General features: G+C 44.9%; 22 protein-coding genes. 2 read left to right on the top strand and 20 right to left on the bottom strand.

What is annotated here, in order from left to right; all coding sequences use genetic code 11:
* Nucleotides 1–95: 95 nt before the first annotated feature.
* From AB4138_RS17860 to AB4138_RS17765, 20 genes are all read right to left on the bottom strand, one after another.
* Nucleotides 96–1,031, bottom strand: coding sequence for a hypothetical protein (locus tag AB4138_RS17860; protein WP_372307088.1), 936 nt, complete (start codon nucleotides 1,029–1,031; stop codon nucleotides 96–98).
* Nucleotides 1,031–2,116, bottom strand: a complete 1,086-nt coding sequence (locus AB4138_RS17855; protein WP_372307085.1) for a tail fiber protein — start codon at nucleotides 2,114–2,116, stop codon at nucleotides 1,031–1,033. Before AB4138_RS17855 ends, AB4138_RS17860 begins: the two co-directional genes overlap by 1 nt.
* A complete protein-coding gene (locus AB4138_RS17850) occupies nucleotides 2,113–2,592 on the bottom strand; it encodes a hypothetical protein (RefSeq protein ID WP_372307082.1) in 480 nt (159 codons plus the stop codon). Before AB4138_RS17850 ends, AB4138_RS17855 begins: the two co-directional genes overlap by 4 nt.
* Nucleotides 2,574–3,617 (bottom strand): baseplate J/gp47 family protein, encoded by a 1,044-nt coding sequence (locus tag AB4138_RS17845; RefSeq protein WP_108086271.1) that lies wholly within the window; start codon nucleotides 3,615–3,617, stop codon nucleotides 2,574–2,576. The genes AB4138_RS17850 and AB4138_RS17845 overlap by 19 nt, the downstream gene beginning before the upstream one ends.
* On the bottom strand, nucleotides 3,614–4,015 hold the full coding sequence (locus AB4138_RS17840) for a phage GP46 family protein (RefSeq protein ID WP_102371038.1): 402 nt from the start codon (nucleotides 4,013–4,015) through the stop codon (nucleotides 3,614–3,616). Before AB4138_RS17840 ends, AB4138_RS17845 begins: the two co-directional genes overlap by 4 nt.
* Nucleotides 4,012–4,611 carry a phage baseplate assembly protein V gene (locus AB4138_RS17835; protein WP_372307079.1) on the bottom strand — a complete coding sequence of 200 codons (600 nt, stop codon included), beginning with the start codon at nucleotides 4,609–4,611 and terminating at the stop codon, nucleotides 4,012–4,014. The genes AB4138_RS17840 and AB4138_RS17835 overlap by 4 nt, the downstream gene beginning before the upstream one ends.
* Nucleotides 4,604–5,542 (bottom strand): phage tail protein, encoded by a 939-nt coding sequence (locus tag AB4138_RS17830; RefSeq protein WP_372307077.1) that lies wholly within the window; start codon nucleotides 5,540–5,542, stop codon nucleotides 4,604–4,606. Before AB4138_RS17830 ends, AB4138_RS17835 begins: the two co-directional genes overlap by 8 nt.
* Nucleotides 5,539–6,729: a DNA circularization N-terminal domain-containing protein gene (locus tag AB4138_RS17825; RefSeq protein WP_136974500.1), complete on the bottom strand. Its 1,191-nt coding sequence runs from the start codon at nucleotides 6,727–6,729 to the stop codon at nucleotides 5,539–5,541. The genes AB4138_RS17830 and AB4138_RS17825 overlap by 4 nt, the downstream gene beginning before the upstream one ends.
* Nucleotides 6,730–7,551: 822 nt before the next feature.
* Complete coding sequence (locus tag AB4138_RS17820; RefSeq protein WP_372307074.1) at nucleotides 7,552–8,052, bottom strand: hypothetical protein; 501 nt, start codon at nucleotides 8,050–8,052, stop codon at nucleotides 7,552–7,554.
* A 37-nt stretch (nucleotides 8,053–8,089) separates the two neighbouring features.
* Nucleotides 8,090–8,431, bottom strand: coding sequence for a terminase large subunit domain-containing protein (locus tag AB4138_RS17815; protein ID WP_102499818.1), 342 nt, complete (start codon nucleotides 8,429–8,431; stop codon nucleotides 8,090–8,092).
* 17 nt (nucleotides 8,432–8,448) lie between these two features.
* A complete protein-coding gene (locus AB4138_RS17810) occupies nucleotides 8,449–8,670 on the bottom strand; it encodes a hypothetical protein (protein ID WP_372307071.1) in 222 nt (73 codons plus the stop codon).
* A gap of 34 nt (nucleotides 8,671–8,704) precedes the next feature.
* The gene (locus AB4138_RS17805; RefSeq protein WP_372307068.1) at nucleotides 8,705–8,956 is read right to left on the bottom strand and encodes an ogr/Delta-like zinc finger family protein; all 252 of its coding nucleotides are present in this window, start codon (nucleotides 8,954–8,956) and stop codon (nucleotides 8,705–8,707) included.
* Nucleotides 8,956–10,875: a hypothetical protein gene (locus AB4138_RS17800; protein ID WP_372307066.1), complete on the bottom strand. Its 1,920-nt coding sequence runs from the start codon at nucleotides 10,873–10,875 to the stop codon at nucleotides 8,956–8,958. Before AB4138_RS17800 ends, AB4138_RS17805 begins: the two co-directional genes overlap by 1 nt.
* 3 nt (nucleotides 10,876–10,878) lie before the next feature.
* Nucleotides 10,879–11,157 (bottom strand): hypothetical protein, encoded by a 279-nt coding sequence (locus AB4138_RS17795; protein ID WP_016785360.1) that lies wholly within the window; start codon nucleotides 11,155–11,157, stop codon nucleotides 10,879–10,881.
* A complete protein-coding gene (locus tag AB4138_RS17790) occupies nucleotides 11,154–11,384 on the bottom strand; it encodes a hypothetical protein (protein WP_017109431.1) in 231 nt (76 codons plus the stop codon). The genes AB4138_RS17795 and AB4138_RS17790 overlap by 4 nt, the downstream gene beginning before the upstream one ends.
* Complete coding sequence (locus AB4138_RS17785; RefSeq protein WP_372307064.1) at nucleotides 11,384–11,791, bottom strand: hypothetical protein; 408 nt, start codon at nucleotides 11,789–11,791, stop codon at nucleotides 11,384–11,386. Before AB4138_RS17785 ends, AB4138_RS17790 begins: the two co-directional genes overlap by 1 nt.
* 21 nt (nucleotides 11,792–11,812) lie before the next feature.
* Nucleotides 11,813–12,070: a hypothetical protein gene (locus AB4138_RS17780; protein WP_372307062.1), complete on the bottom strand. Its 258-nt coding sequence runs from the start codon at nucleotides 12,068–12,070 to the stop codon at nucleotides 11,813–11,815.
* The gene (locus tag AB4138_RS17775) at nucleotides 12,067–12,282 is read right to left on the bottom strand and encodes a hypothetical protein (protein WP_017109434.1); all 216 of its coding nucleotides are present in this window, start codon (nucleotides 12,280–12,282) and stop codon (nucleotides 12,067–12,069) included. The genes AB4138_RS17780 and AB4138_RS17775 overlap by 4 nt, the downstream gene beginning before the upstream one ends.
* Before the next feature lie 15 nt (nucleotides 12,283–12,297).
* On the bottom strand, nucleotides 12,298–12,840 hold the full coding sequence (locus tag AB4138_RS17770; RefSeq protein ID WP_017109435.1) for a phage regulatory CII family protein: 543 nt from the start codon (nucleotides 12,838–12,840) through the stop codon (nucleotides 12,298–12,300).
* 50 nt (nucleotides 12,841–12,890) lie between these two features.
* Nucleotides 12,891–13,178, bottom strand: a complete 288-nt coding sequence (locus AB4138_RS17765; protein ID WP_017109436.1) for a pyocin activator PrtN family protein — start codon at nucleotides 13,176–13,178, stop codon at nucleotides 12,891–12,893.
* A gap of 182 nt (nucleotides 13,179–13,360) precedes the next feature.
* Between AB4138_RS17765 and AB4138_RS17760 the strand changes: the two genes are divergently transcribed.
* On the top strand, nucleotides 13,361–14,185 hold the full coding sequence (locus AB4138_RS17760) for a S24 family peptidase (protein WP_029223346.1): 825 nt from the start codon (nucleotides 13,361–13,363) through the stop codon (nucleotides 14,183–14,185).
* 322 nt (nucleotides 14,186–14,507) lie between these two features.
* Nucleotides 14,508–14,780: a hypothetical protein gene (locus AB4138_RS17755; protein WP_017109438.1), complete on the top strand. Its 273-nt coding sequence runs from the start codon at nucleotides 14,508–14,510 to the stop codon at nucleotides 14,778–14,780.
* The last annotated feature ends 180 nt before the right edge of the window (nucleotides 14,781–14,960 follow it).

The raw sequence follows: 14,960 nt of genomic DNA, 5'->3' as shown, positions 1-14,960 counted from the left end.
AGTTTTAAAGGGGACTGATGGCATTTCTAGTGTCGAGATATAGAAGTTCAGAGAGCAGGAAGAGAAAACCCAGCATGGAGCTGGGTTTGATAAGGTTAAGTCGCAAGTCCTGATAGCCTTGGCCGCTCACAAAACGGGAAACCTTCGATATTCGGGTAGTCACTAAGTAACTTACGGTCTAAGAGCAACAAATTGTATTGCTCAATAGTCAATGGTGACGTTCGTAATTCCGAAGGGTAGTTTTGGTCTCTCTCGTATTGGTCGATGCGGTTGAGGACGCGACTGAACTCAGCGTCACGCCATACTTTTTCAATATCAGCTTTATATGGACGGTGACGAGTTATATCGTACTGCCAACCAGACTTATCACCTGACCACGAATCATAAGGACCATACTCGAGTAAAGTATGCGTGTTAGGTAATTCGCCTAATTCATCAATTTGATAGTCACTCACATAGTTATTATCACGGTCCTTGGCGTAGGCCATTTTTTCACGATGGTCAGCAAACGATACCCACTCCCCATGCACCAGTTTAAAAGCTCGGCCTTCTTCAGGTTTAGGTGGTCCTTCCCAAGAGTGCTCACTCGGCAATTCGAAGTTGTAATCAGAAACTAAAAACTCATTGCCCCACTTATCATAAAAACAACGACCAAGCAGGATTTCATGTACTACCCATCCCATTTTATCTGAATGAAGCACCGTTTGAGTGTCCTTGTTATACTCAGGTGGCATGTCTTTGATAACCCATTGGGGATAGTCACCATTAGGCTTACCGATAACAAAGTCATTCCCATTTTTATCCCAAAACGTTTTCCATGTCATATCCTCAATCTCTTCAGACCAAGTTTTGTTTCCCCGGTCATATTGAGCGATCATGCCTTTGCTCGACGGGGTATAGATATCTTGGGTAAAGTCCTCTCCTAACGCTGTTCCTTTGACAACATGTTCAGAAGTGTTTTCTAGCCACCAACCATCACGCGATAAACGAGATACTTCAACTGTTTGAGATTGGGCAAAAAATAATGTCATTATGCTGTCCTCACTATCCAATTTACTTTTCGGTGATCTATTGTATTTTTGAGTGCACCAAACAGTGCAATAGCAACGGTATGAGCATGAGAGCCAATAGTCACCGAGTGATTGTGCGTATCGGATGGGGTATTCCTTGTTGTGCCATCATCAAACATATAATTCCATCCACCAGTATCATTGGAGGCATTTTCAGCGGTCGCGCGAGTACTATAATCAACCTTATGGTAGTGAGTGTCTGATGACGTGCTTTTGCTGCCTAAATTCGTTGATTTGACCGTAGAGTTAGGATGTCCATGAGATTTAACTTCACCCGCTTCGAAAGCGCCAACATGATCACCATCTTCTTTCCCCATTACGCCACAACCACGCATATCTGGGATAACCCCGTTAGTGAATACTTTGGCTAATTCGGGGTATATATTGATATCAAACGCTTGATTTTTCATTATGGCAAAGCCATCTGGAGCAACATCCGTAAACCACGGGATAGCCGCACCAACGGGAAATATTTTAGCCGAAAGCTTTAACCATAAAGCGCTAGTCAGTTTATCAACAACATGGGGAACACCTAACGAATACAAGAACTTCTTAACCGTTAAAATTGAATGGTCATCCTCACCTTCATCCACTTGGTTCATCGTCACAATCTTTGCAACACCCGAGCGCTCTTCTGTAGCACTATAAGCCTCAAGTAACTCCACCGAGATGTTATCAATGGTGGACGCGGCTAAGTTAAGCTCACACGCTTCGATAACAACCGTATCTTTCTGTTTATAAGTAATGACTTCACCATCGCGGCTATCAACGGCGAAAAGGGTTCCGTCATCGAGCCAGTAACCGAGCTCCTTACCTTCGAAGGCTTCTGTTCCATCCCACACGGTTTCGAAATGCAGTCGACCTAACGCCGCAACCTCTCCGCGAGTAATGGCTTTGCGTTGTACTTCATTGCGTAGATTGATTTGGTCTGCTGTAGGCGTATAGCCCTCAGTGCCAATACTGATTTCTGCTATTTTGTAACTAATGCCAAGCTCGCCAGCTCGAATTGAAGCTGCGATACCCGCATCAGTAATCAATAAACTCATTGTGTTACCTCGTATTTGTGCAGGTTTCTAATATGTCGATAGTTCGCCATTTGGTGATGAGCAACAAAGGCTGAGTGATATATCCAAATTACTTCAGTGTGTGGCAAACGGTACTTTTCAAATGCTTGCCATTCTTGAATGCTCAAGTGCCGAAACGAATCGTACAAAGAGCCATAAATAAGATTAGGTTCGCTAACCTCATCAAACACCAAACCACTTTGCTGGCCAGCCGTGGTGTTTAACAAACTTTGATAGTCCGACACTTTCCAACCAAATTGTTGCTCTTCAAACTCAGTTAATAGCGACAACTCAATCTCGTCATGGGTTTGCTTGAAGTCTTTGGCAATGCCTTTAATGGTGCTGGCAAGCTCTAGGTTCTCGGTGTCTTGCCAATATTCGCCTTTGGGTAATAACCCTTGATAGGCGCCTTCAAAATCACCGGCACTGTATTCAATAATTAAGTCGGAGGTGTCCACGTCACACCTCCTAATACATGTATTTGATTGTTGTTAATGGCGACTTCTCCAACCGGAGAGCGAACAATAAAGTTGTTGGTCACGGTAGAAATAGTTAAAACAATTTCAGTGTTGGTGATGGACTCCGGCTTTTGGGTTGTCGGGTCGATGTTGCCCATTTTCTCTTTCACTAAGTTTTCGAGTGCAGTGACCACATCGTCACGCACCACTTGGTCTTCAATACCTTGGATCTCGATATTGATTGGGACTTGCTCTGGTAGGTGAGCCAATGGGTGACAACCTGCGAGTCGATTGTCTTCAAAGGTGTCTTGCACTAAGTTGACCACTTCACCGCTTAACGTTGGGTCGTTGTCTCGCGCACCGATATACACTTCAACCATGCCTCGTTGTGGGGTGTTATCAAGCGCCCAAGCAAAATCCACATCCGAGTGAGCCGATACCGCCCACACTTCGTAATCTGCCGCTTTGCCAATCAGTTCGTTCTTTTCAAAGGCAACGATGACACGCACTCGCCAGTGCTCTAGTTCTTCAATATTGGCGCCTCCGCCAATGCCAAGTGAAAGCACATGGTTTGGGTCAATACCGCTCAACCCTTCGCTTAGCGTAAGCACTGCGCCTTCGGAAAGATTACTCTCCACGCCAGATTCAAGAGCAATGACATCAACGGGGACGTTGCTGTATTGTTCTTTGGTGGTTTCGTACTCATGATTAGCATGTGTTAAACGGGTGCCTTTCTTGATCACCACCGTGCCATCAAGCTCAATGAACTGTACTCGGCCCGTTGCGAACGTGGGCAACAATCGAGGGGCTTTATGGCGATTGGCGTGTAGGTATAACCACTCTTCAGAGCAGGTCTCTGGATGCAGTTGCCTGAAAAGCAAATCTTGATAACCATATTGTCCATAGCTAACGCCTGCAATGGCCGCGGCTATCGCTTTGGTTGCGGGGTTGTTTTGCCCTGTAGTAGATACCAGATTAGCTTCTGCGCGTGCAATTAAACTGTCTAGGCTTCGTTGTGTACTCATTGGTTAACCTTTGAAAGTGGAACATCAAACTGAGAGCCATCGGCTAAGGTGATCATCACATTACGCCCCATCTGATTTGGCTTCTCTCGCCATACTGAAACCTCAACCGCTTTAGCGTGGCCGTCTGTAATGAGCCAAGCGAGCGACTCTTCACAAAACCGTTTAGCGAGGCTGAGCGTTTCGTCTGTCAGCTTTGCTCGCTTGAGCGTCCAATCACGAGAGCCGACCACGTTTATCAACTCATTGCTCCAAGTGCCGCCACGCTTATTGCTTGCCATACGGGCGCGATCGTTTTGAGTGGATTCGGCGTAGTTATAAACACTCTGCAGAACGGCGTGGGTTAATCCCTCTGTAGAGCTGAGCGGCGCTGTCAGGGCGGTTAAGTTGAAATGACTCATCCTTTATTTGGCCCCTTGGTTATTCTTGTTGTCCCATCGTCGGTGTAGTCGTGGTCATGCTTTTCAACTTTGACACCGCCGAACTTACCGGACGCGCCACCCACAGAACCGGTCACATCAGCGTTCTTGGTGACTTTCAGATTACCGCCGATTTCTACATCACCGGAAAACGTGGATTTAGGTGCGGTAACGTTCACAGCCGTTGCGTTCACTGTGGTTTCTTGCGCCGATATCACTTCTAATTTTGCGCAGGCGTGTATCTTGATGCCTTGCTGCGTGAAATGAACAAGGTTGCCTTTGTCGTCAAGTATCGCGACTTCACCAGGCTGCAACTCTATTTGGTGACGTTCGTCTTCTACGTTCACGGTAATGCCGCGAGATGTGGTTCCACCAATGAACAGGTTGTAAGTTTTCGCCCCTGGTAATGGACGGCTCATAAACCCGTAGTTGTGCACGCGTTTTATCTTGTCGTTGGTTCGGCCTGTCGCGGTTTTGATTTGTAGCCGGCCTGTGGTTGCCCCTGTGACAGTGCCGGTACCAATTACGTTTTTGATTCTGGCCATTAATCGCTGTTGTTGCTGCAGAGCACTAGACATAGCTTTGCTCCTTAAACGGCCTAAACAGCTCAACCGATGTTTCTGTAGAGCTTTCAGACACTGATAGGCCAAGCGACTTGATCACCAACATCTCACTGAAGCTTTGCTCTTGGTCAGCGACTCGAATCACTCGGTTTAATCCATCAATGGCCAACTCAGGGAATATGTCGGCAATTGTGCTTGATGCTGTCAGGCTTTGAGCAATGGCGAGGTTGCGCTCATACTTAGCACGAGACAGGCAAGCTTCTCGGTTTTGTAATTGGTCACAGGTGATCACCATGGTGCGTGAGCTATCGACGTTTGGATTGATGACCTGTGAGCTTGCGTCATCCCACTGGCCTTGCACATCAATGGTGTGAAATTGCTGATTGAAGGTGCGCTTGATGTTCAGGCTGTCGATGTTGTTGCCCGTTTCTAGGCCAATGTTGCTGATAGTTGCATGCGCGGTGTTTTCAATGATCAACATGCCATTGCGCTCAACCAACATAAAGCCTTGCTCTCGAATGAGCTGCGCCACGTTCTCTACCGGTGATTCGGCATTTATCTGAAACTCGGGGATGACCGGCATACTCTTCACCAGGCTTTTCACTTTCAAACCATATGGCTTGGCGACATGGCGAAGTAGCTCTTCCACGTTCAAGTTATAAAGTGCATCCATCGTGATGCGTGAATCAATCATGTTGGCACTCTTCGAGCGGCCAGAAATGGAAACAGCGTGAGCGCTTGGATCGGTATTGGGATACACACCATCAATCTGACCAATCAGAATCGACTTGTCGTTAAGGAAGAACTCGACCGATAACGGGCTTTCAATACTCATAGGCTCAATTGAGCAGCTGAACGTGTGGGCCAGCTGTTCAATGGAGTAGTTGATATTCGCTTGATAGAAGGTGCGCGGCTTGCCATCAATGTGCATCGTTAGCGTATTCATGACACATCCCTCACGGCAATATCACCACGAATGAAGAGCGGGTGCTGCAGCGCATTCATTTTGGTGATGATTTTTTCTTGAGTGAACTCATCGTGCGCAATCGTCAGCGCGGATTGAAAGCGTGGTGATTGCACCGTTCTATGAGGCGCAGTGCCGCTGACCACCTTATCCTGCTGAACCTTTACATTACTTTTTAATGTCGTGACTGCGTCGAACAACTCAATGCTTTCAAGCGTCGATACTTGGGTGGTCTCTTTGATGCGCTCATCGATACCGACAATCAACGTAGATAGATCATTATTGATGGTTTCAGGCTGCTTAGCCGACTGCGTAATATCAAAACGGTCGCCTTTCTCTAGGTGTGTGATGTCTTTGTTCATCTTCACTGCGCCCGTCACCATTTGTACATTGTGGTGCTGAGTTGGCGTGTCCGGTTTCACTTCACCTAGTAGTAAAGCTTGAGCACTGCGCGAGTTGTCTACTGCTTCATTACTTGAATTAGGCTCAGCTTGAACACCATCGGCCACCGCATTCACTGACGCAGAAAATAGGTCAGCGAACTCAGTTGGGTTGGTGCTGAGGCTACTCACTGCCGAAAATGCTTTATTGATGGCGTAGTTAATGTCTTGAAGGTTTTCATCTTCAAGGTTCAAACGGTTGGTGATGTCGACCAACACGTTCAATGCGCTGGTGACATCACTTTGAACCCTGTGAATGTCCGATACATCCAAGCCGTTTACTTCTTTTACGAAAGAACGTTTCGACAAGCTCTCGACTATGTTGGCCTGCGTTTTTGTACGAACGGAAGTCGGTGCAGTGATTGAAGGGGAAGAGCCAGCACGAGCAAACTTCAGGCTCAGCGTGACTAAGCCTTTCTTGGTACTGATGCTTTGGGATACGTCTTCAAAGACAAGCGGCAGCTCACCCAACCAAGGATGCTCTAGATCGCCAGTTGGTGTTGCTTCTAGGTTTTCAATGAGGGTATTAGCATCAGCCAGAGAACTGGAACCAACGAATACCGCTTCAATTGTGTAGGTACGGGCTTTTGTTCCCATGACTTTGATGTGTGGTAGGTCAGAGTAGGGGATTTCGCTCACTTGCAAGCGCTTACCACCATCAAAGGCGGTCGAGAGGATGTTGAGCTTAAGCCCATTCCATCTAGCGTGCTCGTACTGTCGTTCCCACATCAAAAAGCCACCAACTACAGAAGAAAATCAGAACTAGGCAGTGAGAATAGAATTAGTGATGGAGTAGGGCGCTCAGGCCCTGTTCGGACTCACCCACCCCTCCACACCAAAATTCCACACTGCAATTATGCGATCTTAGAACCGCATTTTATTTCGGTAGTTGTATTGGAACACAGCCCCGGATGTATCTACATCGGGGGCTGTTTTAGATGGGGGATTTAGAGATCGTCCGAGATCGTTTTTGTTCGTTTTTTAGAAAGAAGTGATCGTAGAGATTACACCCCCTCGCACCACATTAAATAGTTTAACCTTATCTGCTTGCGAGCTCATGGGGGTGGGCAAACATATCCCTCATAAATGGCCTGAATGAAAAAATACATAATGATAGTCCAATAGCAAAACTATCAGTGATAGCAAAATTGAACGTATCAGAGAAGCTCATATCAGTGGTAATAGAAACTACTAATGGGAAGATAAATAACAGAAGAAGGGTATAACATTCAAATAGACCAGATACTTTTAAGCATAGGAATTCGTAGCTAGTTGTCGTGCTCTTTAAGCTATTTTTTACATCCCATCCCCAAGAGCACCAAATAGCTGTAATAGATGCAAAGCTTACCGTTGTTAGGATATCGTTTTTTAGCTCAGGGTAAGCAGTCTGTGCCAAATCAAAGAAAATATAGATGTATACAAGCCCAACGCCAATATGTACAAATAGATAGGCACATTTCGCTAGGAACAATGTAATTGATAATTTTGAATTAACAGACATTTTAACCTTCGTAGTATGTTATTTAAGTTGAATAATGGTAAACCCATAGTTTAGGTTTTTTGCTTTCTATTAGAATTGGCCATACTTTGTTTTAAGTATTCATATGACTCTGCCATCTGATTAACAAAGCGAGGCTTGAACGCTGTATAGCTTCGTTCGAGAGGCATTCTTTCAGTGCGATCAAAGATTTGATAAAGGTAACTTTGTGAGCGCTCTTCAATATGAACGCTTGAGTAGGGTCTTTTTTCAATGATTTTGGAGTAGAGCTGGTAGTCTTCAATAAGGTTGTACTGGTCACCTGTCACATCAAACACATGGCCGTCAATCTCTAGCCAGACATGGGAAACCATCTTTTCACCGAAGCCAGTGACCATGGTAATTTCAACGTCATCCAGTAGTTGAAAATAATGGTAGGTTAATAATAGTGACGCAAACTTACAGTTCATTATTGGGAAGTTTGGGGTTGGATATGTGGAAGGACCTTTACTGCACAACTCCATAGCATAGCGAAGTGATAGTGCTTCTTTTCTCAAAAGCTGAATGCGTTCCATCGTTAAACCTAACTTTATAAGTGAGTATTAATAGGTTTCAGTCGACAGAGAAAAAGACTGCCTTGTGCTTTTTCAGCAGTGTCCATGAAGAAACCAACTCATTTATATAAGAATAATTCGTTTCATCAAAGCAATTAATTACATATGCATTGCCAGAGTGTCCACCCGATACTTGGCTATCAGTAAGTAGGAATGTCAACATCGCGCCATTCGGTAGCGCTAACGGGTTACCAGATAAGCTCAGTTCTTGTGAACTCCCTAGATCAATAACATGGTTGCGGATTCTTTCGCTATCACAGGTCGAAGCGGATAAGAAAATCTGGTTCTCGCTTGTTTGCATAGCATCGTTCAGTGCTTCTTGAGCAAAATATAAATCCATTGAGTTTCTATTCATCATCACACCCTATATGCCTTCAGTAAAATCTCATCCATTTGGTTCAGCTTGCGCACAGCCAATGACACGCGCTTGCTCGATACTCCTGTTCTTTTCGAAGCCAATTCATAAGAATAGCCAGACTCGAACACAAGTTTCACTGCTTTACGAGTTTGTTCTGGCATATCTCTTTTTGAGATCACTTCAAGCAAAGCATCAAGGCGTTTTTTGGGAATAAGGTTCATTTATTCAAAATACCCGTAGTCTAGACTGCTTGTTTTAAGTGCTTGCTTGTTCTGCTTCAAAGATATCGATTTGGTTCACATCACCTTTGCACAACTCGGGCTGTAGCTCTGAGCTTGGCTTTTGTCCTGTTGGTTCAATGAAATGCGAGAACGACGTATGCGCTACAAATACTTTTCCGCAATTCAGGTTTAAACATTGGCAGTAAAGCTCTCGCGTTTCTGAACTGATGGAACGCGAGGTTGCAATACGAGTTTTGCTTTCACATTTTGGGCATGTCACTAGCATTATTGTAATCTCCCTTCTAAATAATCCGCTTTGGCACTTTGCCAATAACTCACTTCATCCTCATCGGGTTCTTCGGGTATGTAAGGTTCGCCAAGAACCGACCGCCAATAAGCCCGCCGTTCTAAAAAGTGGTGATATTGCGCTTGATAAGTTTCATCGGCTTCTTGCTTTAAATCGCTACAATCGATATCACGACAAGTCATCGACCAACCTCTGGCTCCAGCTGCCCACATCAAGAAGTTATCCATCCGTTCTTTGGCCTCATCGCCGTCAAAAGTTATCGAGAACCGGTTACCACTAGAAGCGTGCATTTGCCGGGACTTCATTTGCTGTGTGGTTTTATTGGCCGCATGTTCTAAGCGAATAATTCGTGACTGCAGTTTTTTGAGATGGTCTTCAGGCTTGCCTTGTTGCTTGGCGATACTCGACGCTTTCACGGTTTGAGCTTTTTGCTTATTGATACGTGAGATTGTTCGCAGCAAAGGCTTTTTCCACTGTTCAAGCTTGTAACCCAATTCACGGATAACCGCTGTGATATTGTCGGCTTCAAACGATGCGAGTGTTTCCCAACTTGGTGCGCGTGAGACTTTCGCTATGCTGTAACGATTCCCCTTAATCAAACCTTGGTCAGCATTGTTACCTTTGGCCGCATAACCAACCGCTTTAATGAGATAAGTACTGGCTGCTTTCGGCTGTCTAATTCTTTCGATGTGGGCCATGCCGTGACCCCATAGCGATTCCAAACGTTTAGCCCAATCTTTGAAATGCTTTTTATCGACCGTCCACTTCAACAACAGGTGAACGTGTGGGTTGGGTTCGCCGTCTTCATTCATGGGGCTTTCGGCTACCCACATATAATGAAAATCTGCTTTCTCTCTATCAGGGCCGAAGGGTGAAGGCTTCGCTTTGAACTGCCCAGAAACGTAGTCACCATCTTCTGTGTACCAACCTCGGTGAAACATCTTTTTGCTGCCATCGAGAAAGCGGGAAGTTTCGCGCCCAATACTGGTATCGAGTGGTTTAATGATTTTGAAAGGTTGTTTTGGTAGCCGCGTATACAAGCCATCTTTGCCAGGAATAAGATCACCGGTATCTCGTTCAAACTCTACTGGAGTAAACGGGCCGTCAGCATCGATACCTTCATCCATCGCGCCAAAAATGGCGTGACGTTGTGCCGGTGTAAAAGTCAAAGTCAGAAATGTAGTAAACCCTTCATGGCATTGGGCAACATATGCACCGCTCTCGAACATGTTAGAAACGCTCTTTGGTGTTAGCTTTTCCGTATAACGAGTACCCGAATTAGCCTCGGGTGCATTTCCTGCGGGCGTCTGGGTAACAATTTGAGCGCGCATTTGCCCAGACCAGTCTCGTTTTTGCAGTTGAAGAGAGATAGGGGAGAGCTTCCTCTCGAAAGGGGGCCTTTTCTCATGCTTCAGTGGCAATACTCGCGCGGTATTTCGCTCTGTACTTGCGTATAACGCATCAAAGCTTTCATGGCCCATTCGGCTATCAAGCTCTGTCTTGGTGCCAATGGGCTGCCCAATAACCTTCACACGCTTGTTGATTCGAGCCAACTTTAAGCGCTGTTTCTCGTGTCGGACTTTTGCGCCCTTGGACAAGCCTAGTGTCTCCGGCCTTTCGGCCACCGCTTCGCGGTTGGGTTTGGAGTTTGAATTTAGCCTTTTGAAATGTTCAGTTGCCAACTTAACATCTGTAACGTGTTTTGATTTTTGATTAAAAACACGGTCGTAAACAGGAAGAGATTTAACCACACCAGAATCGAGCAATTGCTGCTCGTATTCTGTGTAGTGAGGAATTTTGGAACCTAAAAAACCAGCTTCATAGCTGGCATTAGCAATTTTAACTTCATCAATAGGCCGGACGGCTCCGGCCACATGGTACAGAGTTTCAATCTTCATCGCTTATTGCTTCACATCCCCTGGATTAGCATTACTTACCGAGCCCCAAGGTTCAGCGCACCCGTTTTCACTACACACATAATTCATTGGTTGAGAGTTGCCCTTAACACGCTTTTTAATGCCGTGTTTTTCGCGCAACTTCGACACTAAAAAGCGCGCTCGCTCTCGTTTCTTTGGATCTGGGTTCTCCATTCCCGCCATATCAGGGCAGGGCTTGTGTATTGGAGAAGTGATAGGCAAGTCAGCCGTCGATTTAGCAGGTCTAAAAGTAACGTCACTCATAATTCGCTAAACTCCTGTGTGTCCATAATCATGTGACCACCAGTGTGATTGCCTTTTATGATCACGCCATTCATAACGTGTTCGCAGTTCAACGCCTCGCAGGCTGACTCGATAGCAAGTTTTGGCGTATCAAACTCGCCTAAGTGAAGGCTCATTACTTCATTGGTTTCAGCGTGACGAACCACGCCGCCACCGCTGTTCAAGGTTACCGCTATATAACTCAGCATCAGTTCACCCCCACAGCTGACAAACAAAACTGTTCGAATTGATATAACGCTTCATCATCAAAGTGGCCTAAGTCACGTAGACCAAGCATTTCAAGAAACAGGTGGCGGTTACCCATATCTAAGCTCGTCCAGTGGTGAAGCTGTGAAACTTGTTCGATCGAACCGTTACGATACCAACTAGGAAATGAATGCCCGAAAAACAAACGAGCACGTTCACCGTCCATTGCCTCTTTAATATCGGCTAATACATCAGCTTGAGAACGATGTGTTTCAATGGGTGTTTGCTTCTTAGAAATTGCATCTAATTGGCATAGCAATTCATGCTGTTGTTCTGTGCTACTTGAACTAAAGCGCTGTGCAATGAGTTCAAATGATTGTTCAAAAAGGTGATTTTCGAGATTACTCATGGCGTCATTGCTCCTAAAAAATTAGTTGTGGGTGAGGTTCGTATTGCATGGTTCTTTCTCCATCCCGAGTTTCTCTTTGGCAAGCTCAAGGAACTTGGCAATTTGAGTTTGGTTTTGAGCGAAGTCTTCGACCTTATACAAAGGGAAGTACATAGAAGCTCCCCATCCGTCAGGGCCTGCTAAATAAGCTTCAGCAGCTTTCACACCTTCTACATATCCAGCGTCGTAAACATAAATATTGTCTTCACCTGAAGTGATGGTTTTGAGTAGAACTCTCATACTGATTCCTTCTGGCAAACCTTGAACTGGTCGAGAGCATCACCCGCTTGCTTGTGAATGCCACGCCACATTGCGATCAAGTTATTTTGAAGTTGCTCTTGGCCTTCGACTTCGTTCTCTTGATATTTGGTGATAGTGAGTGCCGCAACATTCTCGATGTTGAGTGCTTCTTCTAATGAGTTGATTTGAATCGCGATAAATGGTTTTTTCATAATTACACCCCGTAATTAAGTAAGACCGGGTAAAGGCGCACCATTGGCTAGCAAGTCCACACCCATACATAAGAAAGGGTGTGCACCACTTGTGCGGTCTTCTAGGTCGTTAATGAGCAGCACCAAGTTGCTAATGCCAGCTTGTGCCGTTTTAATGATTGAGTTTCGAGTTGAGCGAGGCAGGACTCTTTTGCCTGCCGTGTCTAACGCAAGTTGAGAGATTTCTCCAGCAATCACAGAGTTGTCTAGAGCACGTTTAATAAACGTTTCTCTTTCACCTTCAGGAATATGAGCGGTCACGAGCCCTAACTGACGCAGTACAACTTCTAAAATTACGTAGTCATCCGTAGCTTTAGAAATTGTCATCATTTCAGGTAAAGAAAGTACGTGCGGTTGCTCTGTATTAAGCTTGTTACGCAACATGTTTGAACGAAGGCCACAAGCTTTGGCTATGTCTGTTAGCTCGTTACGGTGTCGTGCTCGAAACAAGCTGCATGCTTCGTTGTACTGTTCTTGTACATCCGCTAAAAAGACGCACATTGTCTGGTTCACTTCCATGTCTGATACTCACTATGAAACATAAGAAAAGTGGTTAGCTTTAAGCTGGCTTAATGGTGGCCGAATTTGCCATAGACCGATTCCCACTCGCGCTTAGCTTCAGCTTGCTTGCGGTCAATGTAGAAAGCTAAATCATCAATAGAAACAAACAGAGGAGCTTTGGTGCCTTTGTTCGTTTCTGTTTCTTCATGAAGTCGAAAGGTGGGGATAGGGAACTCATTCGCACTTACTTTGCCTTTGGCTGTCGCGTACTTCATTCCAAAATATTGTTCAGAAATCTCAGAAAGTTTTACTACTGGGGAACCAAATACAGCATGCAACGCATATTGAGTATTCATAGGGTTAGCCTCGTTTCCACTACGCCACTGACGTGATATAGTTATTAGTTAGTTGCAGTTTATCTTCGTTAATCTCTTACAACATCGAACTTAAACTGTGTTTATAGTGTGTTTATATGTTCTTATGCTACGACCTTGCTGCTCGTGTGTCTAGTGTTTTTATGTGTGCTTTTGGTGGTTTTATGAAGGAATGGTTTCTGAGTACTGAACTCGTGGGGTTAGATGGAATGGCTAACTCTTCTTCAGGCGTGGCTCAAAAAGCTAGGAGAAACAATTGGTTAAGTCGAGGCTCTAAAGAAGGTACTCGGGCTTTGGAGTACCATATTTCCAATTTTCACCCAGATGTAAAAAAACAGCTGATTGAGAAATACGTCACGGATCTTGATGAAGCGAAATATCTATTAACTGCATCAGCACCTAGCGAAACTTCGACGCCAATAGATATGTCTGTAGGGCAAGTTGATATTGGTAGCGGGCAAACTAACCAGCAGGTTGCTAGTCGAACTTCTCGCAATACTGATGACAATGTCACAGAGATTTCGAATGTTAAGTCTGTGAAAGCCACTTCTCAAATAGGCGATATGTGTGCCGTACCTGTGTACAACGTTTATGCGTCTTGTGGATTTGGTTCTCAAAACGATACCGAGTACCAACTCAGAACTGAATTCCTACCATGCTTATGGTTAAGACGTTTCGGCCTGACAGAAGAAGATGCTCGTATCATCATTTGCCACGGCGACTCAATGGAAGACACTTTGAGCGACGGCGATGAAGTATTAGTCGATACCCGAGAACTCGATCACCCCGTAAAGCACGGTGTCTATGTTGTTCGTATTGGTAAGCACGTTTACATAAAACGTCTGAAATACGACATCATGGCTGAGGGCTATAAAGTCATCTCAGACAACAAAGAAGAATATGATTCGTTTATCGTGAATGAGGAGAAACTCGACGAGTTCGCGGTAATCGGGAAAGTTGTTACCACCGTCATGAAGGCGGTGATTTAGAAAAGCGAAGGCACCCTACGGGGTGCCTTTTTTTTTATTGGTACTGATGGTAGTGCATATTACTGCATTGGCTTTCAATGATTCCGATGGCTATTTTTAAGCGCCTATCTGAAGTTTGTTATTGGCATTCAAGTTATCGATTCTTATAGCATTGCTGGCAGTCAACCCTCTTTAGATATTTCGGGGATAAATTCCTCCAAAGCTCAATCTTTCACCGCGGGTTATAGAAAGCGTAGCTCATAAATTTGGAATTAAGATCTACTTTTTGGTTGGTATGCAGTGATACTATGCGCATATATTGTGTTATTTAGGAAATGAATGTATGCCAGATATAAAATGCAAATGCTGTGGTTACCAAGAAGAAGCGAATAAGGAATTTTTCTTTAAAGTCCTGGGCGGCGGGATGGTTGGGTTTGGAGGATATGCTTGGATTGCATACCTATTCGCGGGTACAGGCTTTGCTCTCGTGATTTGTATTGCGATTGTTGGAGGAGGGGTAGCAATGCTTGCGTTTTCTGATCAAATAACCAAGTGGCTCTCAGAGCGGTTTGATTGTCCGGATTGTGGCAAAAGCGAATGGGATTTAATTAAGTAAGTTCACTTTAGACTCACTATAGCAAGAGCCCTATGAATAACCCCACGCCCTGGGGTTTTAATTGCTTCTTTTATCGATCTGCAACACGAAATGCCCCAAAGTTAGTTATGACTAGTACGGGCAGTTCATCTAGTCATGCAGCTTTAGAAAAACTTCTTAGTCATCATCTGTTTAGAACTC

This window comes from Vibrio sp. 10N.286.52.C3 (genome assembly GCF_041468865.1).
Taxonomy (GTDB): domain Bacteria; phylum Pseudomonadota; class Gammaproteobacteria; order Enterobacterales; family Vibrionaceae; genus Vibrio; species Vibrio crassostreae_C.
The sequence above is the reverse complement of the archived record's forward strand: the minus strand, read 5'-3'. Positions and strand labels throughout refer to the sequence as shown.